Source organism: Dryocola clanedunensis subsp. sulfonylureivorans, from assembly GCF_016756775.1.
In the GTDB taxonomy this organism is placed as follows: Bacteria; Pseudomonadota; Gammaproteobacteria; order Enterobacterales; family Enterobacteriaceae; genus Dryocola; species Dryocola clanedunensis.
In genome coordinates, this window is record NZ_JAERMU010000011.1 from 52456 (window position 1) to 77756 (window position 25301).

The following is a 25301-nucleotide window of genomic DNA, read 5'->3' on the forward strand; positions in this document are numbered from 1 at the left end:
TTAGTTATTCTGGTAAATATCCTTATAGAGACGGCTTTCAAAGCGTACTAACGGGATACGTCGGTTACGTTGATCGGCTGGCTCTACGGCGTAGCCGGATAAGTACTGCACGAAAGCCATGCGTTGCCCGCTGGCTGTCGTAATAAAGCCGGCCAGGTTGTAAACACCCTGTAGGGAGCCGGTTTTCGCTGAAACTTTGCCGTCCACGCCGGCCTGGTGCAGACCTGCGCGATACTGTAACGAGCCGTCATAACCTGCCAACGGCAGCATAGAGATAAAGTTTAGCTGGCTGTCGTTTTGTGCAATGTATTGCAGCACCTGCATCATGGTGGCCGGTGAAATTAAGTTATGGCGGGACAAACCCGAACCGTCCACCACAATAGTGTTACCTAAATTGACGCCAGCCTTCTGGCTGAGGATCTGACGTACGGCATCAGAGCCTGCACGCCAGGTGCCCGGTACGCCAAAACGATTATGGCCAATCGTTCTGAACACGGTGTCGGCAATCATATTGTCCGATTTTTTGAGCATGATTTTTAGCAAATCATGCAGGGGCGCTGAGTTCTTGCTGGCGATTACGGTGCCCGGCGTGTTGACCTGTGTCTGACGCAACAGGGTACCAGTGTAGGTAATGCCCGCTTCTTTTAGTTCGGCTTTCAGGATAGCGCCAGCATAGCTTGCACCATCCTGAATCGCGAATGCCAGCGGCAGAGGATCGGCGCGCTGTGTCATACATCCTGTCAGAGTGAATCGGTTTAAATCGCCGGGCACCACGTCAAGTTCACAATACTGGGCATCTGGAGAGCCTTTTGCGAGCGTGCGTACCTGGCTTGCCATCAGCACCGGATAGTATGACGCGACGCGGATGAACGCTAAATCGTCTGGTTTCGGCGCGCTGTAAAGCGAAATGGAGAAGCAGTTACGGTCGACAATGGCGGCGGCAGGCGGTGCGCTGAAGCACTGTGTCATGTCATTCCACGGCCAACCCGGCGCTTTGTCATGGCTGGCGAAAACAGAGGTATCGATTAATACGTTCCCCTGTATTTGCTGCACGCCTGATTTTTTAAGCACCGCGACCATATTGCGAATATCCTGACGTTTTAACGTCGGATCGCCGCCAAATCGCGCAATCAGGTCACCGTTTAGTACCCCGTTTGCGATCTGTCCATGGCTTTCCAGGGTCGTCGTAAAGCGAAAGTCAGGGCCCAGCTGCAGCAGGGCAGCCAGCGCGGTGATCACCTTTTGCGTGCTGGCAGGCAGCGCCATTTGCTGACTGTGATAGTCGATTGACGGGGTCTGAGCTCCCACCTTTTGCACCATGAGTGCCAGGTTCGCCCCCGCAGGTAACTGGGAGGTGTACTCTTCAACGTTAGCGGCCTGAACGTTCAATACCACTGCACTGGTCAATCCAATAACAAATCTAAAAAATCGCATAATCTCGCGGTAACAACCTGGAAACGTGCAGCCATACTACGGTGCATCGCGGTGCAAAGTAAACGATGACCCTCAGGGAACTCCAGGGTAAAATACGTATCAAATTGAAAACCGTTCCTGGCCTGGGGCATTGCTCCGGGTCAGTTTTCTTTTATTTGTTGCCAGGCAAATGCGCTGGCTATGCTCTTAAGTCAGTGTCGCTTCCGGCGGTGCTGAACAGGACAGTTTTTAAGAGGTATAACAAATGCAACCTATTCCGATGACCCTACGTGGCGCTGAAAGATTACGTGAAGAGCTGGACTTCCTGAAGTCCGTTCGTCGCCCGGAAATTATTGCCGCGATTGCTGATGCACGCGAGCATGGCGACCTGAAAGAGAACGCAGAGTATCACGCAGCGCGTGAGCAGCAGGGTTTCTGCGAAGGTCGTATCCAGGATATCGAAGCCAAATTGTCGAACGCTCAGGTTATTGACGTGACCAAAATGCCGAATAACGGCCGCGTCATTTTTGGCGCAACGGTAACAGTTTTGAATCTTGAGAGTGAAGAAGAGCTGACTTATCGCATCGTTGGCGATGATGAAGCTGATTTTAAACAGAATTTAATTTCTGTTAACTCGCCTATCGCACGCGGTCTGGTGGGGAAAGAGCAGGACGATGTGGTGGTAATTCGTACGCCTGGCGGCGATGTCGAATTCGAAGTCCTGAAAGTCGAGTATTTATAATCACAACCCCACTCAGTGCGGGGTTCGTGTATTGTAAAGAAAGGAAAAAGGCCGCATAGCGGCCTTTTATCAACTCACAGAGCGTGGCATTTTGCACAATCTGCTTACTTTGGCAGAGAAATCTTACGCTCTTTGGATGGGCGATAAAGCACCAGCGTTTTACCGATGACCTGTACATTACAGGCGCCGGTTTCTCGCACAATAGCATCCACAATCAATGTCTTAGTCTCACGGTCTTCTGTTGCGACTTTGACCTTGATTAACTCATGGTGCTCAAGTGCTTGTTCAATCTCGGCCAGTACCCCTTCGGTCAAACCATTGTTGCCCAGCATGACTACTGGCTTGAGTGGATGAGCAAGACCTTTCAGGTGCTGTTTTTGTTTAGTACTCAGATTCATCGTATTATTTGCTTACGTTGGGATTGAAAACGGTTCATTCTACCGCCATCTCCAGTGTATCGCCAAATCGGCTGTGCTGATTTTTAACAGTCTGCCACTCACGATGAACAAAGTTGGAAATTGAGATGACAGGTAAAAAGCGTTCTGCCAGCTCCAGTCGCTGGCTGCAGGAACACTTTAGCGATAAATATGTACTTCAGGCACAGAAAAAGGGGTTGCGTTCCCGTGCCTGGTTTAAACTTGATGAAATACAGCAAAGTGACAAACTTTTTAAGCCCGGAATGACAGTTGTCGATCTGGGTGCTGCTCCTGGCGGCTGGTCGCAGTACGTTGTGACAGAAATCGGGAATCAAGGGCGAATCATTGCTTGCGATCTTTTACCAATGGATCCTATCGTTGGTGTGGACTTCCTTCAGGGCGATTTTCGTGATGAATTAGTCGTCAAGGCCCTGCTGGAGCGTGTTGGTGACAGTAAAGTTCAGGTTGTCATGTCAGATATGGCGCCAAACATGAGCGGGACACCGGCAGTAGATATCCCACGCGCTATGTATTTAGTAGAACTGGCACTCGAAATGTGTCGTGATGTTCTGGCGCCGGGCGGAAGTTTTGTAGTGAAAGTGTTTCAGGGCGAAGGTTTCGATGAATACCTGCGGGAAATTCGCTCCCTGTTTACGAAGGTGAAAGTTCGTAAGCCGGACTCTTCTCGTGCCCGCTCACGTGAAGTGTACATTGTAGCGACCGGGCGCAAAGTATAGTACCCTGACGCTGTTTGTTAACACAGTTGTAATATGAGGTTAATCCCTTGAGTGACATGGCGAAAAACCTAATACTCTGGCTGGTCATCGCGGTTGTGCTGATGTCTGTGTTCCAGAGCTTTGGGCCCAGCGAGTCAAACGGCCGTAGGGTGGATTACTCCACTTTCCTGTCTGAAGTGAATCAGGACCAGGTTCGTGAAGCGAGTATCAATGGACGTGAAATCAAAGTTACCAAGAAAGATAGTAACCGATACACGACTTACATCCCCGTTAACGATCCCAAGCTGCTTGATAATCTGCTGACCAAGAACGTTAAAGTTGTAGGCGAGCCGCCTGAAGAGCCGAGCTTACTGGCTTCTATCTTTATTTCCTGGTTCCCAATGCTGTTGTTGATTGGGGTCTGGATATTCTTTATGCGCCAGATGCAGGGCGGCGGTGGCAAAGGTGCCATGTCGTTCGGTAAGAGCAAGGCGCGTATGCTCACCGAAGACCAAATCAAAACCACTTTCGCGGATGTCGCAGGTTGTGACGAAGCAAAAGAAGAGGTTGCTGAGCTGGTTGAATACCTTCGTGAGCCGAGCCGCTTCCAGAAGCTGGGCGGTAAAATCCCGAAAGGCGTGCTGATGGTTGGCCCTCCGGGTACCGGTAAAACCCTGCTGGCGAAAGCCATTGCGGGTGAAGCGAAAGTACCATTCTTTACCATTTCCGGTTCTGACTTCGTAGAAATGTTCGTCGGTGTGGGCGCATCCCGTGTGCGTGACATGTTCGAACAGGCCAAGAAAGCCGCTCCGTGCATCATCTTCATCGATGAAATCGACGCCGTAGGCCGCCAGCGTGGCGCAGGTCTGGGCGGTGGTCACGATGAACGTGAGCAGACGCTGAACCAGATGCTGGTTGAGATGGATGGCTTCGAAGGTAATGAAGGCATTATCGTCATCGCGGCAACTAACCGTCCCGACGTGCTTGACCCGGCGCTGCTGCGTCCAGGTCGTTTCGACCGTCAGGTTGTGGTGGGTCTGCCAGATGTTCGCGGTCGTGAGCAAATCCTCAAGGTGCATATGCGCCGTGTGCCACTGGCGCCAGATATCGATGCAGCAATCATTGCTCGCGGTACGCCTGGTTTCTCCGGTGCGGATCTTGCGAACCTTGTGAACGAAGCTGCGCTGTTTGCCGCTCGTGGCAACAAGCGTGTGGTATCGATGGTTGAATTCGAGAAAGCGAAAGACAAAATCATGATGGGTGCGGAACGTCGCTCCATGGTGATGACGGAAGCGCAGAAAGAGTCCACTGCCTACCACGAAGCGGGACACGCGATTATTGGCCGCCTGGTACCAGAGCACGATCCGGTACACAAAGTGACCATTATTCCTCGTGGCCGTGCGCTTGGTGTGACGTTCTTCCTGCCTGAAGGTGACGCGATCAGCGCCAGCCGTCAGAAGCTGGAAAGCCAGATTTCTACGCTGTACGGCGGTCGTCTTGCAGAAGAGATCATCTACGGTGCGGAACATGTTTCTACCGGTGCGTCTAACGACATCAAAGTCGCGACTTCCATCGCTCGTAACATGGTTACCCAATGGGGCTTCTCTGAGAAACTCGGTCCGCTGCTGTACGCGGAAGAAGAGGGGGAAGTCTTCCTGGGTCGTTCAGTCGCAAAAGCGAAGCACATGTCCGATGAAACAGCACGTATCATCGATCAGGAAGTTAAGCTGCTTATCGAGCGTAACTATGCTCGTGCGCGTCAGCTGCTGAATGAGAACATGGACATTTTGCACACCATGAAAGATGCGCTGATGAAGTACGAAACCATCGATGCACCGCAGATCGACGATCTGATGGCTCGCCGTGACGTTCGTCCGCCAGCGGGTTGGGAAGACTCCAGCAACGGCAGCAATAACTCTGATAACAACGGTACACCTCGTGCGCCGCGTCCGGTCGATGAACCGCGTACGCCAAACCCGGGTAACACCATGTCAGAACAGCTGGGCGATAAGTAAGCCGAGTCTGACCGATGTTTTTGTGGTAAGTAATTCAAACCCCGGGCCTGCCCGGGGTTTTTTGTTTTTGTCTTAAGTTGTCTACCCAAGGGATAATTGATGAAACTCAACGCTCAGGGCACCACGCTCGATCTCTCCCATCCTCATGTCATGGGGATCTTAAACGTCACCCCCGATTCGTTTTCCGACGGCGGCAAACATAACTCGCTGGTTGAGGCGGTTAAGCATGCCAACGCGATGATTAACGCCGGGGCGACAATTATTGATATTGGTGGAGAGTCGACGCGGCCAGGCGCGCTTGAAGTGAGCGTTGAGGATGAATTAGCCCGCGTTATCCCGGTGGTCGAGGCCATTGCCCAGCGCTTTGAGGTCTGGATCTCAGTGGATACATCTAAAGCAGAAGTGATCCGTGAGTCTGCGCGAGTGGGCGCTCACATCATCAATGACATCCGTTCATTGCAGGAACCCGGCGCGCTTGAAGCGGCCGCAGAGACAGGATTGCCTGTTTGCCTGATGCATATGCAGGGGGAGCCGAAGAGCATGCAGCAATCTCCTCAGTACAAAGACGTTTTTGCGGATGTCGATCGCTTCTTTGTTGACCAAATAGCGCGCTGTGAGGCGGCGGGCATCCCAAAAGAAAAATTGTTGCTCGACCCGGGCTTCGGTTTCGGTAAAAATCTCGGTCATAATTACCAGCTTCTTGCCCGGCTTTCAGAATTCCATCACTTCGGTTTACCGCTGCTGGTCGGGATGTCTCGGAAATCAATGGTTGGCCAGCTGCTTAACGTCGGGCCGGATCAACGCCTGAGCGGCAGCCTTTCCTGTGCTGTTATCGCAGCGATGCAGGGGGCGCACATCATTCGAGTTCACGATGTGAAAGAGACCGTAGAAGCCATGCGCGTGGTCGAGGCCACGCTTTCAGCGAAGGAAAATAACCGCTATGAGTAATCGTAAATATTTTGGTACCGACGGCATCCGTGGCCGCGTAGGCGACAGCCCAATCACCCCAGACTTCGTGTTAAAGCTGGGCTGGGCCGCGGGTAAAGTCCTGGCGCGTCATGGCTCACGTAAAATCATCATCGGGAAAGACACTCGTATTTCTGGCTATATGCTCGAATCCGCTCTGGAAGCTGGCCTGGCTGCTGCCGGCCTGTCCGCCTCTTTCACCGGCCCGATGCCGACCCCTGCCGTGGCTTATCTGACTCGCGCGTTTCGTGCCGAAGCGGGTATTGTGATTTCTGCCTCCCATAACCCGTTCTACGATAACGGGATAAAGTTTTTCTCTATCGACGGCACCAAACTGCCGGATGACGTGGAAGAAGCCATCGAAGCAGAGATGGAAAAAGAAATTACCTGTGTGGATTCCGCTGAGCTGGGTAAGGCAAGCCGTATCGTGGATGCCGCTGGTCGTTACATCGAGTTCTGCAAAGGGACTTTCCCGAATGAACTTAGCCTGAGCGGGCTGAAAATCGTCGTGGATTGCGCCAACGGGGCGACCTACCACATCGCACCAAATGTGCTGCGTGAGCTGGGGGCGAAGGTTATCGCGGTCGGCTGCGAACCAGATGGCGTCAACATCAATGAAAAATGCGGTGCAACTGACGTTCGTATGCTGCAAGAGCGAGTGCTGGCAGAGAAAGCCGATATCGGTATCGCGTTCGACGGAGACGGTGATCGTGTGATCATGGTTGACCATCAGGGCCTGAAGGTGGATGGCGATCAGATCCTCTACATCATCGCTCGTGAAGGTCTGCGTCAGGGCCAGCTGCGCGGCGGTGCCGTTGGTACGCTAATGAGCAATATGGGGCTGGAGTTAGCGCTTAAACAGCTTGGTATTCCGTTTACTCGCGCAAAAGTGGGTGACCGCTACGTGCTGGAAAAACTGCAGGAAAAAGGCTGGAGAATTGGCGCTGAAAACTCCGGCCATATTATCCTGCTGGACAAAACAACCACCGGTGACGGTATCGTCGCTGCGCTGCAGGTGCTGACTGCCATGGTGCGTAACCATATGAGCCTGCACGATTTGTGCAGCGGAATGAAGCTGTTCCCGCAGATTCTGGTTAACGTTCGTTTCACCGCAGGCAGCGGCGATCCGCTTGAACATGATAGCGTCAAAAAAGTGACCGCCGAAGTTGAAGAAGCGTTGAGTGGTCGTGGACGCGTACTGTTGCGTAAATCCGGTACTGAACCTTTAATTCGTGTGATGGTTGAAGGCGAAGACAACGATCAGGTAACGGAATATGCCAATCGTATTGCTGACGCGGTGAAGGCTGTTTAAAAAAGCTGTGCTGTAAACGAACAAAAAGGCGGCGCTTGCCGCCTGTTATATAAGCAAAAAAGTCAGTCCTGCTGTTTTTTTCTGCAATCAGCACAAGGATAATAAATTGCCCTTGCGCAGCAGTGCTGCTTTGGTTAGTATTCTCACCCGCTTCAGTGGGTAAACGTAACTTTGCCCGCTTCACTGGTTTGAAGCAATTGGTATGCGGTAATCCCGCAAGGAACAGGTTGATTATGTACGAAGCTCTTTTAGTAGTTTTCCTTATTGTAGCTCTGGGCCTTGTAGGTCTCATCATGCTGCAGCAAGGTAAAGGCGCTGATATGGGAGCCTCCTTCGGAGCAGGCGCTTCCGGAACACTCTTCGGTTCAAGTGGTTCTGGTAACTTCATGACCCGTATGACTGGTGTGCTGGCAACGTTGTTCTTCATCATCAGCTTGGTGCTGGGTAATATCAATAGCAACAAAACCAGTAAAGGAAGTGAGTGGGAGAATCTGAGTCAGCCAGCGAAATCTGAGCAGACCACGCCAGCGGCACCTACCAGGCCGACCAGCGATATCCCGCAGTAATAGCAGTAAGCTTCTGTACGGCAGAACTGAGAGCCGTACGCAAAGTGCCGAGGTGGTGGAATTGGTAGACACGCTACCTTGAGGTGGTAGTGCCCGATTGGGCTTACGGGTTCAAGTCCCGTCCTCGGTACCAAATCCCAGCAATTCTTGCATTTATTGCAATTCTGGCGTAGTATTTGCCACGTTTTCGGACGCGGGGTGGAGCAGCCTGGTAGCTCGTCGGGCTCATAACCCGAAGGTCGTCGGTTCAAATCCGGCCCCCGCAACCACTTTCCCTGAGAGTTCTTTTTCAAATATACTGTGAGCCATTTGGTGCCTCGCGAAGAATTTAGAAAAAAATTCTCTGGACGGTGTCCGGGCCGCTATTGCGGCATACAGGGTTCAGTTATATAAAGCCCCGATTTATCGGGGTTTTTTGTTATCTGACTTCAGAATAACTGGGCTATATGCCCTTTTTTTATGTCTTGGGGGTGGGCTTGTCCACATTAGAGCAAAAATTAACAGAGATGATTACAGCACCCGTCGAAGCACTGGGCTATGAACTGGTGGGTATCGAATTCGTTCGAGGTCGCCAATCTACGCTGCGCATCTATATTGATAGTGAAGACGGCATCAATGTTGATGATTGCGCTGATGTCAGTCACCAGGTCAGTGCAGTGCTGGATGTCGAAGATCCTGTCACTGTGGCCTATAACCTGGAAGTTTCCTCACCTGGTCTCGATCGCCCAATGTTCATTAGCGAACATTACGTTCGCTATACTGGCGAAGAAGTGAGCATTGTGTTGCGTATGGCCGTGCAGAACCGTCGCAAATGGCAGGGTATTATTAAAGCCGTCGAGGGTGAGATGATCACGGTCACGGTCGAAGGTAAAGACGAAGTGTTCGCGCTGAGCAACATCCAGAAAGCGAACCTGGTACCCCACTTTTAATAGTTTGGATTGAGGTGAAAACCCAGGATGAACAAAGAAATTTTGGCTGTTGTAGAAGCAGTTTCCAACGAAAAATCTCTTCCGCGCGAAAAGATTTTTGAAGCACTGGAAAGTGCGCTGGCAACGGCGACGAAGAAAAAATACGAGCAAGAGATCGAAGTGCGTGTGAGCATCGATCGTAAAAGTGGTGACTTTGATACTTTCCGCCGCTGGGTCATTGTCGAAGAAGTGACGCAGCCGACGCGTGAAATCACCCTTGATGCCGCTCAATTCGAAGACCCTGCGCTGAACGTGGGCGAATACGTAGAAGACCAGATCGAATCTGTGACCTTTGACCGTATCACCACACAAACCGCAAAACAGGTTATCGTACAGAAGGTTCGTGAAGCTGAACGTGCGATGGTTGTCGATCAGTTCCGTGAGCACGAAGGTGAGATCATTACCGGCGTGGTTAAGAAAGTTAACCGTGACAATATTTCTCTGGATTTAGGCAATAACGCGGAAGCCGTCATCATTCGTGAAGACATGCTGCCACGTGAAAACTTCCGTCCAGGCGACCGTATTCGCGGTGTGCTGTATGCCGTACGCCCTGAAGCGCGCGGCGCGCAGCTGTTCGTTAGCCGTTCCAAACCGGAAATGCTGATTGAACTGTTCCGCATCGAAGTGCCAGAAATCGGCGAAGAAGTCATTGAAATCAAGGCCGCAGCCCGCGATCCGGGTTCTCGTGCGAAAATCGCCGTGAAGACCAATGACAAACGTATCGATCCAGTTGGTGCTTGCGTGGGTATGCGTGGTGCACGCGTACAGGCAGTTTCCACTGAACTGGGCGGCGAGCGTATTGATATCGTGCTGTGGGATGACAACCCGGCGCAATTTGTTATCAATGCCATGGCCCCGGCTGATGTGGCTTCCATTGTGGTTGACGAAGACAAACACACGATGGATATCGCGGTAGAGGCAGGCAATCTGGCGCAGGCGATTGGCCGTAACGGTCAAAACGTGCGTCTGGCAGCGCAGCTGAGCGGCTGGGAACTCAACGTGATGACCGTTGATGACCTGCAGGCTAAGCACCAGGCTGAAGCGCATGCCGCCATTGATACCTTTACCAAATACCTCGACATTGACGAGGATTTCGCCACCGTGTTGGTTGAAGAAGGCTTCTCAAGCCTTGAAGAGCTGGCCTATGTGCCGGTGAAAGAGCTGTTAGAAGTTGACGGCCTTGATGAAGACACAGTGGAAGCATTACGCGAACGCGCCAAAAACGCCCTCACCACTCTGGCACTTGCTCAGGAAGAAAGCTTAGGCGATAGCAAACCTCAAGAGGATCTTCTGAACCTCGAAGGGATGGATCGCACGCTGGCATTCAAACTGGCTGCACGTGGTGTGAGCTCACTGGAAGACCTGGCTGAGCAAGGTGTTGACGACCTGTCAGATATTGAAGGATTAAGCAACGAAAAAGCCGGTGAGTTGATCATGGCTGCTCGTAATATCTGCTGGTTCGGCGACGAAGCGTAATAAACTGTAGCAGGAAGGAACAGCATGACAGATGTAACCGTAAAAGCGCTGGCCGAAGAGATTCAGACCTCCGTGGACCGCCTGGTACAGCAATTTGCTGATGCAGGCATCCCGAAGTCGGCTGATGACTCTGTTTCCGCGCAAGAGAAACAAACCTTGCTGACCCACCTGAACCGTGAACACGGCTCAGCACCAGACAAGTTGACTTTACAGCGCAAAACGCGCAGTACTTTAAATATTCCAGGTACCGGTGGGAAAAGTAAATCGGTACAAATCGAAGTCCGCAAGAAGCGCACCTTTGTGAAACGTGATCCGCAAGAGGCTGAACGCCTGGCCGCGGAAGAACAAGCGCAGCGTGAAGCGGAAGAGCAAGCCCAACGTGAGGCGCAGGAAGCTGCCAATCGTCAGGCGCAAGAAAAAGCTAAACGTGATGCTGAAGAACAAGCTAAGCGTGAAGCCGCTGACAAAGCGAAACGTGAAGCTGCGGAAAAAGACAAAGTGAGCAATCAACAAGACGATATGACGAAAACCGCCCAGGCCGAGAAAGCCCGCCGCGAAGCAGAATCTGCCGAGATTAAGCGCAAAGCGGAAGAAGAAGCCCGTCGCAAACTAGAAGAAGATGCCCGTCGTGTCGCTGAAGAGGCCCGTAAAATGGCTGAAGCGAACGCTGGCGTCTGGACGGAAGAAGAGAAAGTGGAAGACGACAAAACTGATTACCATGTAACCACTTCTCAGCACGCCCGCCAGGCTGAAGACGAAAACGATCGTCAGGTAGAAGCTGGACGGACTCGCGCTCGTACTACTGCGACTAAAGCACCACGCCAGAAGAAAGGCGGCAAGCACGGTGAATCTAAAGCCGATCGCGAAGAAGCTCGCGCAGCGGTTCGTGGTGGTAAAGGCAAGCGTAAGCCAAGCTCCCTGCAGCAGGGCTTCAACAAGCCTGCCCAGGCTGTTAACCGTGACGTTGTGATCGGCGAGACCGTCACCGTTGCCGAGCTGGCTAACAAAATGGCTGTTAAAGGCTCTCAGGTCATCAAAGCAATGATGAAACTGGGCGCAATGGCGACCATCAACCAGGTCATCGACCAGGAAACCGCACAGCTGGTTGCCGAAGAGATGGGCCACAAGGTTATCCTGCGTCGTGAAAACGAGCTGGAAGAAGCGCTGATGAGCGACCGTGATACAGATGCAGTTGCTGAAGCACGCGCGCCGGTTGTTACCATCATGGGTCACGTTGACCACGGTAAAACCTCTCTGCTCGACTACATTCGTTCTACTAAAGTCGCATCCGGCGAAGCGGGTGGTATTACCCAGCATATCGGTGCTTACCACGTAGAAACTGACAACGGTATGGTCACCTTCCTGGATACCCCGGGCCACGCAGCGTTTACTTCTATGCGTGCTCGTGGTGCTCAGGCGACCGATATCGTTGTTCTGGTTGTTGCCGCAGACGATGGCGTGATGCCACAGACAATCGAAGCAATCCAGCACGCGAAAGCGGCGCAGGTGCCGGTTGTTGTTGCGGTGAACAAAATTGACAAGCTGGAAGCCGATCCAGACCGCGTTAAGCAGGAACTGTCTCAGTACGGCATCATGCCAGAAGAGTGGGGCGGTGAAAGCCAGTTCATCCATGTCTCTGCTAAAGCAGGTACGGGCATTGACGAACTGCTGGACGCAATCCTGCTGCAGGCTGAAGTTCTTGAACTGAAAGCAATGCGTGAAGGCATGGCAAGCGGCGTGGTTATCGAATCCTTCTTGGATAAAGGTCGTGGTCCGGTAGCAACCGTTCTGGTGCGTGAAGGCTCCCTGAACAAGGGCGACATCGTGCTGTGTGGCTTCGAATATGGCCGCGTTCGTGCAATGCGTGACGAAATGGGTCGCGAAGTGACTGAAGCTGGTCCTTCTATCCCGGTTGAAATCCTCGGTCTGTCTGGTGTGCCAGCAGCGGGTGATGAAGTTACCGTTGTTCGTGACGAGAAAAAAGCGCGTGAAGTTGCTCTGTATCGTCAGGGTAAATTCCGCGAAGTGAAACTGGCTCGCCAGCAGAAATCCAAACTGGAAAACATGTTCGCCAACATGACCGAAGGCGAAGTGTCCGAAGTGAACATCGTGCTGAAAGCCGACGTTCAGGGTTCTGTGGAAGCGATCAGCGACTCCCTGCTGAAGCTGTCTACTGATGAAGTGAAAGTGAAAATCATCGGTTCCGGCGTGGGCGGTATCACTGAAACTGACGCAACGCTTGCTGCGGCTTCCAACGCAATCCTGGTTGGCTTTAACGTTCGTGCCGATGCCTCTGCTCGCCGCGTGATTGAAGCTGAAAGCCTGGATCTGCGTTACTACTCCGTCATCTACCATCTGATCGACGAAGTGAAAGCAGCGATGAGCGGCATGCTCTCTCCGGAACTGAAACAGCAGATCCTCGGCCTGGCCGAAGTTCGCGATGTGTTCAAATCACCGAAGTTTGGTGCCATCGCAGGCTGTATGGTTACCGAGGGCGTGGTCAAACGTCACAACCCAATCCGTGTTCTGCGCGACAACGTGGTTATCTATGAAGGCGAGCTGGAATCCCTGCGCCGCTTCAAAGATGACGCGAACGAAGTGCGTAACGGCATGGAATGTGGTATCGGCGTTAAGAACTACAACGACGTCCGCGTGGGCGATGTCATCGAAGTCTTCGAAATCATCGAAATCCAGCGTACGATCGCCTGATAGAGTCCGAGTTATCGGCAATATCTTAAGGGGGGCCGAGCGCCCCCCGATTTGTATGGAGAATTTATTATGGCGAAAGAATTTGGTCGCCCGCAGCGCGTCTCTCAGGAATTGCAGAAAGAAATCGCAATTATCCTGCAGCGCGAAATTAAAGATCCGCGTCTGGGCATGATGACCACCGTTTCCGGTGTCGAAGTCTCCCGCGATCTGGCCTATGCCAAAGTGTTCGTCACCTTCCTGAACGACAAAGACGACAATGCCATCAAAGAAGGCATTAAAGTTTTACAGGACGCTTCCGGCTACATCCGCACTCTGGTAGGCAAAGCGATGCGTCTGCGTATCGTGCCTGAACTGACCTTCTTCTACGACAACTCGTTAGTCGAGGGGATGCGCATGTCCAACCTGGTTTCCAACGTCATCCGCAGCGATGACGAGCGTCGCGTGAATACGGACGACAGCAAGGAGGATTAATGAGTCGTCCTCGTCGTCGTGGTCGTGATATCCACGGTGTGCTACTGCTGGATAAGCCACAGGGGCTGTCGTCTAACGATGCCCTGCAAAAAGTAAAACGCATTTATAACGCCAACCGCGCTGGCCACACCGGCGCGCTGGATCCTCTGGCAACCGGCATGCTACCGATTTGCCTGGGTGAAGCGACCAAGTTTTCTCGCTACCTGCTGGATTCAGACAAGCGTTATCGTGTGATCGCCCGCCTGGGTCAGCGCACTGATACGTCGGACGCGGATGGTACCGTGGTGCAGGAGCGTCCGGTTACGTTTAGCGAGCATGAGCTGGCGGCGGCACTGGACAGTTTCCGTGGCGATACCATGCAGGTGCCGTCCATGTATTCGGCGCTGAAGCATCAGGGCAAACCGCTGTACGAATATGCCCGTCAGGGTATTGAAGTTAAGCGTGAAGCCCGCCCAATCACGGTCTACGAACTGCTGTTTATTCGCCATGAAGGCGATGAGCTGGAGCTGGAGATTCACTGCTCTAAGGGTACGTATATTCGTACCATCACCGACGACCTGGGTGAAAAGCTGGGCTGCGGCGCACACGTGACTTTCCTGCGCCGCCTTGCCGTTAGCAAATATCCTGTCGAACGTATGGTGACTCTCGAACAGCTGCATGAGCTTGTTGAACAGGCTCATCGGCAGGACGTGGAGCCGGGCTCTTTGTTAGATCCACTTTTAATGCCAATGGACAGTCCGGCTTCGGACTTCCCACTCGTTAATTTGCTTCCTGTGGTTGCGGGCTATTTCAAAAATGGCCAGCCGGTACAGGTCGCGAATGTTCCAGCCGACGGGCTGGTTCGGGTGACTGAAGGCGATGACGCTAAATTCATTGGCATGGGCGAGATAGACGAAGATGGTCGCGTCGCGCCTCGTCGTCTGGTCGTCGAGTATCCCGTGTGACATCTGTAGTGACCTTGCGATAAGAGGTGGCTACAGGTAAAATAGCGCGGCTTAGCATCGGGACGTTTGTTTAACAATCTACCCGATGTGCACTGGGGTTGCTGAATTAGAGATCGGCACCCTGTCTATTTATCTATTATTCTGGAGTTGAAAATGTCTCTAAGCGTTGAAGCTAAAGCTAAAATCGTTTCTGAGTTTGGTCGTGGTACTAACGACAGCGGTTCTACCGAAGTTCAGGTTGCACTGCTGACCGCACAGATTAACCACCTGCAGGGTCACTTTGCAGAGCACAAAAAAGATCACCACAGCCGTCGTGGTCTGCTGCGTATGGTTTCTCAGCGTCGTAAACTGCTCGACTACCTGAAGCGTAAAGATGTAGCACGTTACACCAGCCTGATCGAGCGTCTGGGTCTGCGTCGCTAAGTCTTGCGAGTTTCAGAAAAAGGGGCCTTTTAAGGCCCCTTTTTTCAACCAGACGGCAGCAATTCTATGGAAACTAATGTATTGTTGCTGTGTGTGATCTTTGTTGCAGAGGTTCGCGCGGCTAATGAGAAGCTTGACCCGCAGGGACGGTTCAGGATTGTCATTAGTCGCGAGGATGTGATGAAGATCGGGTCATAACGACACCGCGTGAAGTCACCGGTAGTCTAAGAATCTAAAGGATAATATCTTGCTAAATCCGATCGTTCGTAAATTCCAGTATGGTCAGCATACGGTCACTATTGAGACCGGCATGATGGCGCGCCAGGCTACCGCAGCAGTAATGGTAAGCATGGACGACACCGCAGTATTCGTGACCGTTGTAGGTCAGAAAAAAGCGAAGGCGGGCCAGGACTTCTTCCCACTGACCGTTAACTATCAGGAGCGTACCTACGCTGCTGGTCGTATCCCAGGCAGCTTCTTCCGTCGTGAAGGCCGCCCAAGCGAAGGCGAAACCCTGATTGCGCGTCTGATTGACCGCCCGGTTCGTCCGCTGTTCCCGGAAGGCTTCGTCAACGAAGTTCAGGTTATCGCTACCGTGGTTTCCGTAAACCCACAGGTACATCCTGATATCGTTGCAATGATCGGTGCATCTGCTGCGCTGAGCCTGTCTGGCATTCCATTCAATGGTCCTATTGGTTCTGCTCGTGTGGGCTACATCAATGACCAGTACGTACTGAACCCAACCGCTGACGAGCTCAAAGAGAGCAAGCTGGACCTGGTTGTTGCCGGTACCGAAAATGCAGTACTGATGGTTGAATCCGAAGCAGAACTGCTGAGCGAAGACCAGATGCTGGGTGCAGTTGTGTTCGGTCACGAACAGCAGCAGGTTGTTATCCAGAACATCAACTCTCTGGTTGCCGAAGCGGGCAAACCACGCTGGGACTGGCAGCCAGAAGCTGTGAACGAAGCGCTGAACGCGCGCGTTGCAGCCCTTGCTGAAGCTCGCCTGAGCGACGCATACCGTATCACCGACAAGCAAGAGCGCTACGCGCAGATTGGCGTGATCAAAACTGAAGTTATCGCAGCGCTGCTGGCGGAAGAAGAAACTCTGGATGACGCTGAGCTGAGCGACATCCTGCACGCTATCGAGAAAAACGTTGTTCGTAGCCGCGTTCTGCGTGGCGAGCCGCGTATCGATGGCCGCGAAAAAGACATGATCCGTGGTCTGGATGTGCGTACCGGCGTTCTGCCACGTACTCACGGTTCCGCACTGTTCACCCGTGGTGAAACTCAGGCGCTGGTTACTGCGACCCTGGGCACCGCGCGTGACGCGCAGAACCTGGACGAGTTGATGGGCGAACGTACCGACAACTTCCTGTTCCACTACAACTTCCCTCCGTACTCCGTAGGCGAAACCGGCATGGTCGGTTCACCGAAGCGTCGTGAGATCGGTCACGGTCGTCTGGCTAAGCGTGGCGTTCTGGCTGTAATGCCTGAAGCTGACCGCTTCCCGTACACCGTGCGTGTAGTGTCTGAAATCACTGAATCTAACGGTTCTTCTTCCATGGCTTCCGTTTGTGGTGCTTCCCTGGCCCTGATGGACGCAGGTGTGCCAATCAAAGCCGCGGTAGCGGGCATTGCGATGGGCCTCGTGAAAGAAGGCGAGAACTTCGTGGTTCTGTCCGACATTCTGGGTGACGAAGATCACCTGGGCGACATGGACTTCAAAGTTGCCGGTAGCCGTGAAGGTATCTCTGCGCTGCAGATGGATATCAAAATCGAAGGCATCACCCGCGAAATCATGCAGGCTGCTCTGAGCCAGGCTAAAGGTGCGCGTCTGCACATCCTGGGCGTGATGGAGCAGGCTATCAACGCACCGCGTGGCGATATCTCTCAGTTCGCACCACGTATTCACACCATCAAGATCAACCCAGACAAGATCAAAGACGTGATCGGTAAGGGTGGTTCTGTGATTCGTGCGCTGACCGAAGAAACCGGCACTACCATTGAAATCGAAGATGACGGTACTGTGAAGATCGCAGCAACCGACGGCGAAAAAGCGAAACACGCGATTCGTCGTATCGAAGAGATCACCGCAGAAATCGAAGTGGGCCGCATCTACGCTGGTAAAGTTACCCGTATTGTAGACTTCGGTGCGTTCGTTGCTATCGGCGGCGGCAAAGAAGGTCTGGTTCACATCTCTCAGATCGCTGACAAGCGCGTTGAGAAAGTGACCGACTATCTGCAGATGGGTCAGGAAGTGCCTGTGAAGGTACTGGAAGTTGACCGTCAGGGCCGCGTTCGCTTGAGCATCAAAGAAGCAACCGAGCAGTCCCCGGCAGAAGGTGCAGCACCTGCTGCTCCAGAAGCTGAGTAAGGTATTATCCTTTAGCTCCCTGTGGTGACATGGGGAGCTGTTTATTACGGAGCAGGATGCTCCGTTTTAGCAGCCGGCGGACAGGATGTTCATTCAATTGTTGTCTTCGGGAGTAGGAAATGAAGCCTTTCTTGCGCTGGTGTTTCGTTGCGACAGCTCTCACGCTGGCAGGATGCAGCAACTCTGCCTGGCGTGAAAGTGAAGTCCTGGCGGTGCCATTGCAACCGACTTTGCAGCAAGAAGTCATTCTGGCACGCATGGAACAGATACTTGCCAGTCGGGCTTTAACCGATGATGAACGCGCACAGCTTTTATATGAGCGCGGAGTGTTGTATGATAGCCTCGGCTTGCGGGCTCTGGCGCGAAATGATTTTTCGCAAGCGCTGGCAATCCGCCCCGATATGCCTGAAGTATTCAATTACTTAGGCATATATTTAACGCAGGCAGGCAATTTTGATGCTGCCTATGAAGCGTTTGATTCTGTACTTGAGCTTGATCCAACTTACAACTACGCGCATTTAAATCGCGGTATCGCCCTCTACTACGGTGGTCGTTATCGTTTAGCGCAAGATGATCTGCTGGCGTTTTATCAAGACGATCCCAATGATCCTTTCCGCAGTCTGTGGCTCTATATCGCTGAAAGCAATATTGACGCAAAACAGGCCAAGGAGTCGCTACAACAGCGGCTCGATAAATCGGATAAAGAGCAATGGGGATGGAACATTGTCGAGTTCTACCTGGGGAACATTAACGAAAGCACGTTAATGGAACGCCTCAAGGCGGACGCAACGGATAACACCTCGCTCGCTGAGCATCTCAGTGAAACCAACTTCTATTTAGGTAAGTTCTACCTAAGTCTGGGGGAAAAGGACAGCGCCACGGCACTGTTCAAGTTAGCGGTCGCTAACAACGTACACAACTACGTTGAGCATCGTTATGCATTGTTGGAATTAGCGCTCTTGGGCCAGGAGCAAGATGACCTGGCAGAATCGGACCAGCAATAGCTGACGAACATCGATCAGCCCATAAACTTTATCCATTAAAGTCATCACCTTCACGGGTGAGGGCGTTTTTGTTCGTTAATCAACCAAATTTGAGCCGGTTCACACTTTTCAATGAAAATTGCAGGTCAATTTCACGATGAGTTATGTAGACTGGCCGCCATCTACGAGGCACGTGTACTACATGACTGATATCATCGAGACTACTACTATCGAAACTACTTTTACCGATCTGGGCCTTAACGGCTCCATTCTCAAAGCCCTGAACGATCTGGGCTACGAAAAGCCATCTCCAATCCAGGCAGAGTGTATTCCACACCTGCTGGGTGGCCGCGATGTTCTGGGTATGGCCCAGACAGGCAGCGGCAAAACCGCAGCGTTCTCTTTACCACTGCTGCACAACCTTGATCCAGAGCTGAAAGCACCACAAATCCTGGTGCTGGCACCAACCCGCGAACTGGCGGTTCAGGTTGCTGAAGCCATGACGGATTTCTCTAAACACATGCACGGCGTAAACGTAGTGGCCCTTTACGGTGGCCAGCGTTATGACGTACAGCTGCGCGCCCTGCGTCAGGGTCCACAAATTGTTGTGGGTACCCCGGGCCGTCTGCTCGATCACTTAAAACGCGGTACGCTGAACCTGTCCAGCCTGAAAGGCCTGGTACTGGATGAAGCTGATGAAATGCTGCGTATGGGCTTCATCGAAGACGTTGAAACCATCATGGCGCAGATCCCGGAAGGTCATCAGACCGCTCTGTTCTCTGCAACTATGCCAGAAGCGATTCGTCGTATTACCCGTCGCTTCATGAAAGATCCACAGGAAGTTCGCATTCAGTCAAGCGTGACGACTCGTCCGGACATCAGCCAGAGCTACTGGACCGTGCACGGTATGCGTAAGAACGAAGCGCTGGTTCGTTTCCTTGAGTCAGAAGATTTTGATGCGGCGATCATCTTCGTTCGTACCAAAAACGCAACTCTGGAAGTGGCTGAAGCGCTGGAGCGTAGCGGCTATAACAGCGCTGCACTGAACGGTGACATGAACCAGGCCCTGCGTGAGCAGACTCTGGAGCGTCTGAAAGATGGTCGTCTGGACATCCTGATTGCTACCGACGTTGCGGCCCGTGGCCTGGACGTTGAGCGTATCAGCCTGGTTGTTAACTACGACATCCCGATGGACTCAGAATCTTACGTTCACCGTATCGGCCGTACCGGTCGTGCGGGTCGTGCTGGCCGTGCGCTGCTGTTCGTTGAGAACCGCGAGCGTCGTCTGCTGCGCAACATCGAACGCACCATGAAGCTGACCATTCCAGAAGTTGAGCTGCCAAACCGTGACCTGCTGAGCGAGCGTCGCCTGGCTAAGTTCGCGGCTAAAGTTCAGCAGCAGCTGGAAAGCAGCGATCTGGATCTGTACCGTGGTCTGCTGGCAAAAATTCAGCCTTCTGCGGAAGCTGAAGAAGCGCTGGATATCGAAACGCTGGCAGCAGCACTGCTGAAAATGGCTCAGGGCGAACGTCCACTGATCCTGCCACCAGATGCGCCAATGCGTCCACGTCGTGAATTCCGCGAGCGTGACGAACGTTTCGAACGCAGTGACCGTGCTCCACGCGGTGACCGTGGCGACCGCGCTCCACGTGGCGATCGTCCACAGCGTGATGGCGATGCTCCACGTCGTGAACGTCGTGACGTTGGCGATATGGAACTGTACCGCATCGAAGTTGGCCGTGATGACGGCGTTGAAGTTCGTCACATCGTTGGCGCTATCGCTAACGAAGGCGACATCAGCAGCCGTTACATCGGTAACATCAAGCTGTTCGGTACTCACTCAACTATCGAGCTGCCGAAAGGCATGCCGGGTGAGATCCTGCAGCACTTTACCCGCACTCGTATTCTGAACAAGCCGATGAATATGCAGCTGATGGGTGATGCGCAGCCACGTACTGACCGCGGTGGCGAACGCCGTGGCGGCGGTGCTCCTGCAGGCCGTGGTTTCGGTAGCGGTGAGCGTCGTGAAGGCGGTCGCGGTCCACGTCGTGACGGCCCGGCAGGCGCTGGCGCAGGTCGTAGCTTCAGCGGCGAACGTCGCGAAGGCGGCCGTGGCCCACGTCGTGAAGATGGCGCAGCACCTGCTCGTCGTCGTACAACTGAAGCTTAATTAGCCGAAGTTTATGCCTGCATTTAGCGTGCAGGCAGCCATAAAAAGTCCCGGTTAGCGATACCGGGATTTTTTTTATCCAAAGTGTACTCATGTACTGGTACAATACTCCGCATTCGGGCCGTCACTCTGGCGGCTCTCATGTTTCAGGAATTTGTATGACGACCTTATCGACCACCAAAGCCACGCCTTCCATCCTCGGCGGCGTGATGATCATTGGTGGCACCATTATCGGCGCAGGCATGTTTTCCCTTCCCGTTGTGATGTCGGGAGCCTGGTTTTTCTGGTCGCTGGCCGCGCTGGTCTTTACCTGGTTCTGCATGCTGCACTCCGGCCTGATGATCCTTGAGGCCAACCTTAATTATCGCGTCGGGTCGAGCTTTGATACGGTCACGAAAGATCTGCTTGGTAAGGGCTGGAACCTGATCAACGGTCTGTCCATTGCGTTTGTACTCTATATCCTGACCTACGCCTATATTTCGGCGAGCGGTTCGGTGATCCACCACACGCTAAAAGAGATGTCCATCGACTTTCCGGCCAGGTTTGCAGGGCTGATATTCGCCCTTGTGGTAGCGTTTATCGTCTGGCTCAGCACGCGGGCGGTCAGCAGGATGACGACGATTGTCCTCGGGGCGAAGATTCTCACCTTCTTTATGACGTTCGGTGGCCTGATGTGGCACGTGGAGCCGGCAACGCTGCTGGACAGCAAATCGCTGAACCCGAGCTATCTGCCTTATCTGTTTATGACGCTGCCGTTCTGCCTCGCCTCCTTTGGCTACCACGGCAACGTGCCGAGCCTGATGAAGTACTACGGCAAAGATCCGCAGACTATCAAACGCTGCCTGCTCTGGGGCACGGTGATGGCGCTGGTGCTGTATTCCATCTGGCTTGTCGGCAGCATGGGGAACATCCCGCGCGGTGATTTTATTGCCATTGCGGAAAAGGGCGGGAATATTGATGTGCTGGTTGGGGCGCTAAGCGGCGTTCTCAACAGCCGGGCGCTGGATCTGCTGCTGATTATCTTCTCCAACTTCGCGGTTGCCAGCTCGTTCCTGGGCGTGACGCTGGGCCTGTTTGATTACCTGGCCGACCTGTTTAAGTTTGACGATACCCCTGTGGGCCGCCTGAAAACCGCGCTGGTCACCTTTATTCCACCCGTTGTGGGCGGGGTGATTTGGCCGGATGGATTTATCTATGCGATTGGCTACGCGGGCCTGGCGGCAACAGTCTGGGCGGCCATCGTGCCTGCGCTGCTGGCAAAAGCCTCACGCAAGAAGTTCGGCAGCCCGACTTACCGGGTCTGGGGCGGGAATAAAATGATTGCGCTGATCCTCGTCTTCGGGGTGGGCAACGCGATTATCCATATTCTTTCGAGTCTGAATTTACTTCCTGTGTATCAATGACTTGTAGGGTAGAGAGATGGGGGCGTCACCCGACAAAAAAGGTGGATGGCGCTTGCGCTTATCCACCCTACGAGTCCTACGAACTACAAACTCTCGTGCACGTCCATCGCCAGATCGAACGAATGCAGCCGCGCCTGGCTGTCAAAAATCTGCCCGTTGACCATGATCTCATCCGCCTGGGTTTCCCGCAGCAGTGAAATCAGCCCGTGACGTACTTTCGCTTTATCGCCTACCAGAGACATGCCCAGCGCCTGCTGTACGCCATACTGCTCTGCCGGACTCCAGACGTTTTCCATACTTTCGACAGGGGCCGGAAGCTGCCCTGACTCACCGCGACGTAATTTCACAAACGCCTGCTGCATAGAGGTAAACAGGAATTCAGCATCGCGGTTGCTGTCCGCGGCGACGATATTGATGCACACCATCGCGTACGGTTTTTCGAGACGTTCAGACGGTTTGAACTGGGCGCGATAGAGCTGCAGCGCCTGGAAAAGCATGTCCGGTGCAAAGTGCGAAGCAAACGCGAACGGCAGGCCCATCTGCGCCGCCAGCTGCGCGCTGTACAGGCTGGAGCCTAATAGCCAGACGGGTATTTTACTGTTGTAGCCGGGAACCGGGCGTACTGCCGGGTTCGGATCTTTGGCATCAAACCACGAAACCAGTTCGCTGACATCGCGCGGGAAGTTGTCGATATCACCGCTCATATGGCGACGTAGCGCCATCATTGTGCGCTGATCGCTACCCGGCGCGCGCCCCAGCCCCAAATCAATACGGCCTGGATACAGGGTTTCCAGCGTGCCGAACTGTTCGGCAATAACTAATGGGGAATGGTTTGGCAGCATCACGCCGCCCGAACCAAGACGCAGGGTCGTTGTGTTCGCGGCAAGATAGCCAATCAGGACCGATGTCGCGGCGCTGGCGATGCCGGTCATATTATGATGCTCGGCAAGCCAGTAGCGGTGGTAGCCACGCTTTTCGGCCAGGCGAGCGAGATCGAGTGAACGATGGAACGCATCTGCCGCCTGCGATCCCTGTGGTATCGGGGACAGGTCCAGCAGCGAGAAGGGCACTTGAGTAGATTCAGACATAACGGCTCACTTTGTTTGGGTACTTCGTTTGCTGAGAATCCCTTCAGTATTGCCGAAATTCACCAACAGTTAAGTAACAAAGTGAGCCTTTTACCTAACCCCGGTCGACCAGCTCAAGCCCGGCGACCCGCCGCCAGTAGCCGTTGCAGTCGCTGTTGGACTTCAGCTGTAGTGGATTATCGCCGTTCTCGTTGGCGCGATAAGTCTCCAGCACGCGCAGCGTATCCAGCCCCATCGGCGACAGGCGGACCATATCCACCAGCCCTTTCATGGAGGCCAGCTCGTTGCCCAGGTTATAGACATAGCCGCTCATCGTCTGGATACCGTTGAGCACGAAGACCTGCTGGTTCTCCTGCGACAGCATATCGCGCCCGGTAGGATATTTAATGCAGCAGGTTTCGCATTCGTCTTTCGCGCGGTCTTCCGAGCGTGCGGTAAAGCAGCGGGCGGAATAAGCGAGCGGCAGATGGCCGTAGCTCAGGACCTCCACTTCAAACTGATTGCGGATCCCCAGCTCGTCGCACTGGTTAAGCAGATTTTCCAGCCAGTCCCGCGACAGCTCTACCGGCATACACCAGCGAGTCATGCCCTGTTTGAGCAGCAGCCGCAGCGTGACGGCGTTATAGCAGTTAAGGGCATGACCGGCGACAAACGGCAGCTTGCGTTCGGCTGCCACGTTCACCGCGCCGATATCATTCGCTTCAATCAGAAAGTCGCCGTTATCCACGTAGCGCTTCAGCTCGTTAAGCTCGGACGGCGCCTGCACCAGCGCGAGGGTGGAGAGCACCACCTGCTTGCCCTGGCCCGCCAGCATTTTTGCCATCTCCAGCCAGTCGCCCACTTTGGTTGCGCGACGCTTGCTGCAAACGGCCTCGCCGAGATAAATCACGTCGGCGCTGCTTTTGGCGGCGGCCTGGTAAAAGCTTTCCAGCGTCTCTTTCGGCCAGTAGTACAGCACCGGCCCTAATGAATATTTCATCTGATTTCCTACTGCCATTTGCGGTGATATGCGCCGAGCGTGGTTTGCGTGCCTTCGGCCATTGAACCCAGGGTGTCCATCCAGGCCTGCTGCGCGCGGTAATTTTCAGGATCGGCCATGCAGCGGTCGATGGCCTGACGCCACACTTTGGCGACCTGGCTGACATAGGCCGGGCTGCGCTGGCGGCCTTCGATTTTCACCGAGGCGATATTAGCGGCGAGCAGCTCCGGCAGAAGTTCGAGGGTGTTGAGGCTGGTCGGCTCTTCCAGCGCGTGATATTTCTGATCGTCCACCAGGTAACGGCCTTTGCAGAGCGTCGGGTAACCCGCGTTTTCGCCGTCTTCGTAACGATCGATCAGCACGTCGTTCAGACGTGATTCCAGCCCCTGCGGCGTCTGCTGCCAGCGAACAAAGCGCGCCGGGGAGCAGGCGCCCACTGTGTTCGGGGATTCGCCGGTCAGATAGGAAGAGAGATAGCAGCGGCCTTCGGCCATGATGCAAAGGCTGCCGAAGGCGAAGACCTCCAGCGGCACCGGCGTGACGCGGGCCAGCTGCTTCACCTGATGAATGGATAACACGCGCGGCAGCACCACGCGGGCCACGTCGAAATTACGATGATAGAAGCGCACGGCCTCTTCGTTCGTCGCTGAGGCCTGAACCGAGACGTGGCGCTCAATATGCGGATAGCGATTTGCGGCATACTCAAGCATGGCCAGGTCCGCCAGAATCAGGGCGTCGGCCCCCAGCTCTGCCGCCATATCCACCGCTCGCTGCCAGCGAACATAGCCGTCCGGGTGCGCGAAGGTGTTAATGGCAATGTGCAGCTTGCGGCCGCGCTGATGCACGTAGCTCACGGCTTCCTGTAGTTTCTTTTCCGTGAAATTCAGACCAGCGAAATGGCGGGCGTTTGTGTCATCTTTCAGACCGATGTAAACCGCGTCGGCACCATTATCAATGGCCGCTTTCAGCGCCGGGAGATTTCCGGCAGGGCAAAGCAACTCCATAATTCATCCTGATTCTTCGGGTAACCTGTAAAGTCACCCGGCCGCCTGCAAGGGCCGCAAAATTGTTAACGAACTGGGATTCTAGTTAACCTGTCGGCGACAAATTTTGATTTAAGGCAGCTAATGACGTATTGATGACATCCATCGGTGCCGGGGATAA

At 53.7% G+C, this 25301-nt stretch carries 22 protein-coding genes and 2 tRNA genes; 19 read left to right on the plus strand and 5 right to left on the minus strand.

Annotation, left to right across the window (positions count from 1 at the left end; genetic code table 11):
* Nucleotides 1-1434, minus strand: a complete 1434-nt coding sequence (gene dacB / locus HYQ67_RS13080) for a serine-type D-Ala-D-Ala carboxypeptidase (protein ID WP_202304117.1) — start codon at nt 1432-1434, stop codon at nt 1-3.
* Between the two features lie 244 nt (nt 1435-1678).
* On the opposite strand from dacB, the gene greA reads away from it, so the two are divergent.
* Entirely contained in the window at nt 1679-2155 is a 477-nt protein-coding gene (gene greA / locus HYQ67_RS13085; protein WP_202304118.1) for a transcription elongation factor GreA, read from the plus strand.
* A 104-nt stretch (nt 2156-2259) separates the two neighbouring features.
* Here the strand turns inward: greA and yhbY are convergent, their stop codons facing one another.
* A complete protein-coding gene (yhbY, locus tag HYQ67_RS13090; protein ID WP_202304119.1) occupies nt 2260-2553 on the minus strand; it encodes a ribosome assembly RNA-binding protein YhbY in 294 nt (97 codons plus the stop codon).
* 125 nt (nt 2554-2678) lie between these two features.
* On the opposite strand from yhbY, the gene rlmE reads away from it, so the two are divergent.
* The 18 genes from rlmE (at nt 2679) to mtr (ending at nt 22070) form a co-directional block, all read left to right on the plus strand.
* Nucleotides 2679-3308, plus strand: a complete 630-nt coding sequence (rlmE, locus tag HYQ67_RS13095; RefSeq protein ID WP_167610764.1) for a 23S rRNA (uridine(2552)-2'-O)-methyltransferase RlmE — start codon at nt 2679-2681, stop codon at nt 3306-3308.
* 56 nt (nt 3309-3364) lie between these two features.
* The gene (ftsH, locus tag HYQ67_RS13100; RefSeq protein WP_202304120.1) at nt 3365-5302 is read left to right on the plus strand and encodes an ATP-dependent zinc metalloprotease FtsH; all 1938 of its coding nucleotides are present in this window, start codon (nt 3365-3367) and stop codon (nt 5300-5302) included.
* Between the two features lie 99 nt (nt 5303-5401).
* Nucleotides 5402-6250 carry a dihydropteroate synthase gene (folP, locus tag HYQ67_RS13105; protein ID WP_202304121.1) on the plus strand — a complete coding sequence of 283 codons (849 nt, stop codon included), beginning with the start codon at nt 5402-5404 and terminating at the stop codon, nt 6248-6250.
* A complete protein-coding gene (gene glmM, locus HYQ67_RS13110) occupies nt 6243-7580 on the plus strand; it encodes a phosphoglucosamine mutase (RefSeq protein ID WP_202304122.1) in 1338 nt (445 codons plus the stop codon). The genes folP and glmM overlap by 8 nt, the downstream gene beginning before the upstream one ends.
* A gap of 233 nt (nt 7581-7813) precedes the next feature.
* Entirely contained in the window at nt 7814-8146 is a 333-nt protein-coding gene (gene secG, locus HYQ67_RS13115) for a preprotein translocase subunit SecG (RefSeq protein WP_202304123.1), read from the plus strand.
* Nucleotides 8147-8192: 46 nt separating this feature from the next.
* Nucleotides 8193-8279 (plus strand) — tRNA-Leu (locus tag HYQ67_RS13120).
* 59 nt (nt 8280-8338) lie between these two features.
* Nucleotides 8339-8415 (plus strand) — tRNA-Met (locus HYQ67_RS13125).
* A gap of 207 nt (nt 8416-8622) precedes the next feature.
* The gene (rimP, locus tag HYQ67_RS13130) at nt 8623-9075 is read left to right on the plus strand and encodes a ribosome maturation factor RimP (protein WP_202304124.1); all 453 of its coding nucleotides are present in this window, start codon (nt 8623-8625) and stop codon (nt 9073-9075) included.
* A gap of 27 nt (nt 9076-9102) precedes the next feature.
* On the plus strand, nt 9103-10590 hold the full coding sequence (gene nusA, locus HYQ67_RS13135) for a transcription termination factor NusA (RefSeq protein ID WP_202304125.1): 1488 nt from the start codon (nt 9103-9105) through the stop codon (nt 10588-10590).
* Between the two features lie 24 nt (nt 10591-10614).
* Entirely contained in the window at nt 10615-13299 is a 2685-nt protein-coding gene (infB, locus tag HYQ67_RS13140; protein ID WP_202304126.1) for a translation initiation factor IF-2, read from the plus strand.
* A gap of 69 nt (nt 13300-13368) precedes the next feature.
* Nucleotides 13369-13770 carry a 30S ribosome-binding factor RbfA gene (rbfA, locus tag HYQ67_RS13145; protein WP_202304127.1) on the plus strand — a complete coding sequence of 134 codons (402 nt, stop codon included), beginning with the start codon at nt 13369-13371 and terminating at the stop codon, nt 13768-13770.
* On the plus strand, nt 13770-14714 hold the full coding sequence (gene truB / locus HYQ67_RS13150; RefSeq protein ID WP_202304128.1) for a tRNA pseudouridine(55) synthase TruB: 945 nt from the start codon (nt 13770-13772) through the stop codon (nt 14712-14714). Before rbfA ends, truB begins: the two co-directional genes overlap by 1 nt.
* 153 nt (nt 14715-14867) lie before the next feature.
* Nucleotides 14868-15137, plus strand: a complete 270-nt coding sequence (rpsO, locus tag HYQ67_RS13155; RefSeq protein ID WP_002434239.1) for a 30S ribosomal protein S15 — start codon at nt 14868-14870, stop codon at nt 15135-15137.
* 247 nt (nt 15138-15384) lie between these two features.
* Nucleotides 15385-17514 carry a polyribonucleotide nucleotidyltransferase gene (pnp, locus tag HYQ67_RS13160; RefSeq protein ID WP_202304129.1) on the plus strand — a complete coding sequence of 710 codons (2130 nt, stop codon included), beginning with the start codon at nt 15385-15387 and terminating at the stop codon, nt 17512-17514.
* A gap of 119 nt (nt 17515-17633) precedes the next feature.
* On the plus strand, nt 17634-18518 hold the full coding sequence (gene nlpI, locus HYQ67_RS13165; RefSeq protein WP_202304130.1) for a lipoprotein NlpI: 885 nt from the start codon (nt 17634-17636) through the stop codon (nt 18516-18518).
* Between the two features lie 111 nt (nt 18519-18629).
* A complete protein-coding gene (gene yrbN, locus HYQ67_RS13170) occupies nt 18630-18707 on the plus strand; it encodes a protein YrbN (RefSeq protein ID WP_110510645.1) in 78 nt (25 codons plus the stop codon).
* The gene (locus HYQ67_RS13175; protein ID WP_202304131.1) at nt 18700-20667 is read left to right on the plus strand and encodes a DEAD/DEAH family ATP-dependent RNA helicase; all 1968 of its coding nucleotides are present in this window, start codon (nt 18700-18702) and stop codon (nt 20665-20667) included. The genes yrbN and HYQ67_RS13175 overlap by 8 nt, the downstream gene beginning before the upstream one ends.
* A 158-nt stretch (nt 20668-20825) precedes the next feature.
* Nucleotides 20826-22070, plus strand: a complete 1245-nt coding sequence (gene mtr / locus HYQ67_RS13180; protein WP_202304132.1) for a tryptophan permease — start codon at nt 20826-20828, stop codon at nt 22068-22070.
* Nucleotides 22071-22153: 83 nt separating this feature from the next.
* On the opposite strand, the gene HYQ67_RS13185 is transcribed toward mtr, so the two are convergent.
* The 3 genes from HYQ67_RS13185 to ubiU form a co-directional block, all read right to left on the minus strand.
* Complete coding sequence (locus tag HYQ67_RS13185; RefSeq protein ID WP_202304133.1) at nt 22154-23158, minus strand: luciferase-like monooxygenase; 1005 nt, start codon at nt 23156-23158, stop codon at nt 22154-22156.
* 94 nt (nt 23159-23252) lie between these two features.
* On the minus strand, nt 23253-24137 hold the full coding sequence (locus HYQ67_RS13190; RefSeq protein WP_202304134.1) for a U32 family peptidase: 885 nt from the start codon (nt 24135-24137) through the stop codon (nt 23253-23255).
* An 8-nt stretch (nt 24138-24145) separates the two neighbouring features.
* Nucleotides 24146-25141, minus strand: a complete 996-nt coding sequence (ubiU, locus tag HYQ67_RS13195; RefSeq protein WP_202304135.1) for a ubiquinone anaerobic biosynthesis protein UbiU — start codon at nt 25139-25141, stop codon at nt 24146-24148.
* Nucleotides 25142-25301: the final 160 nt, after the last annotated feature.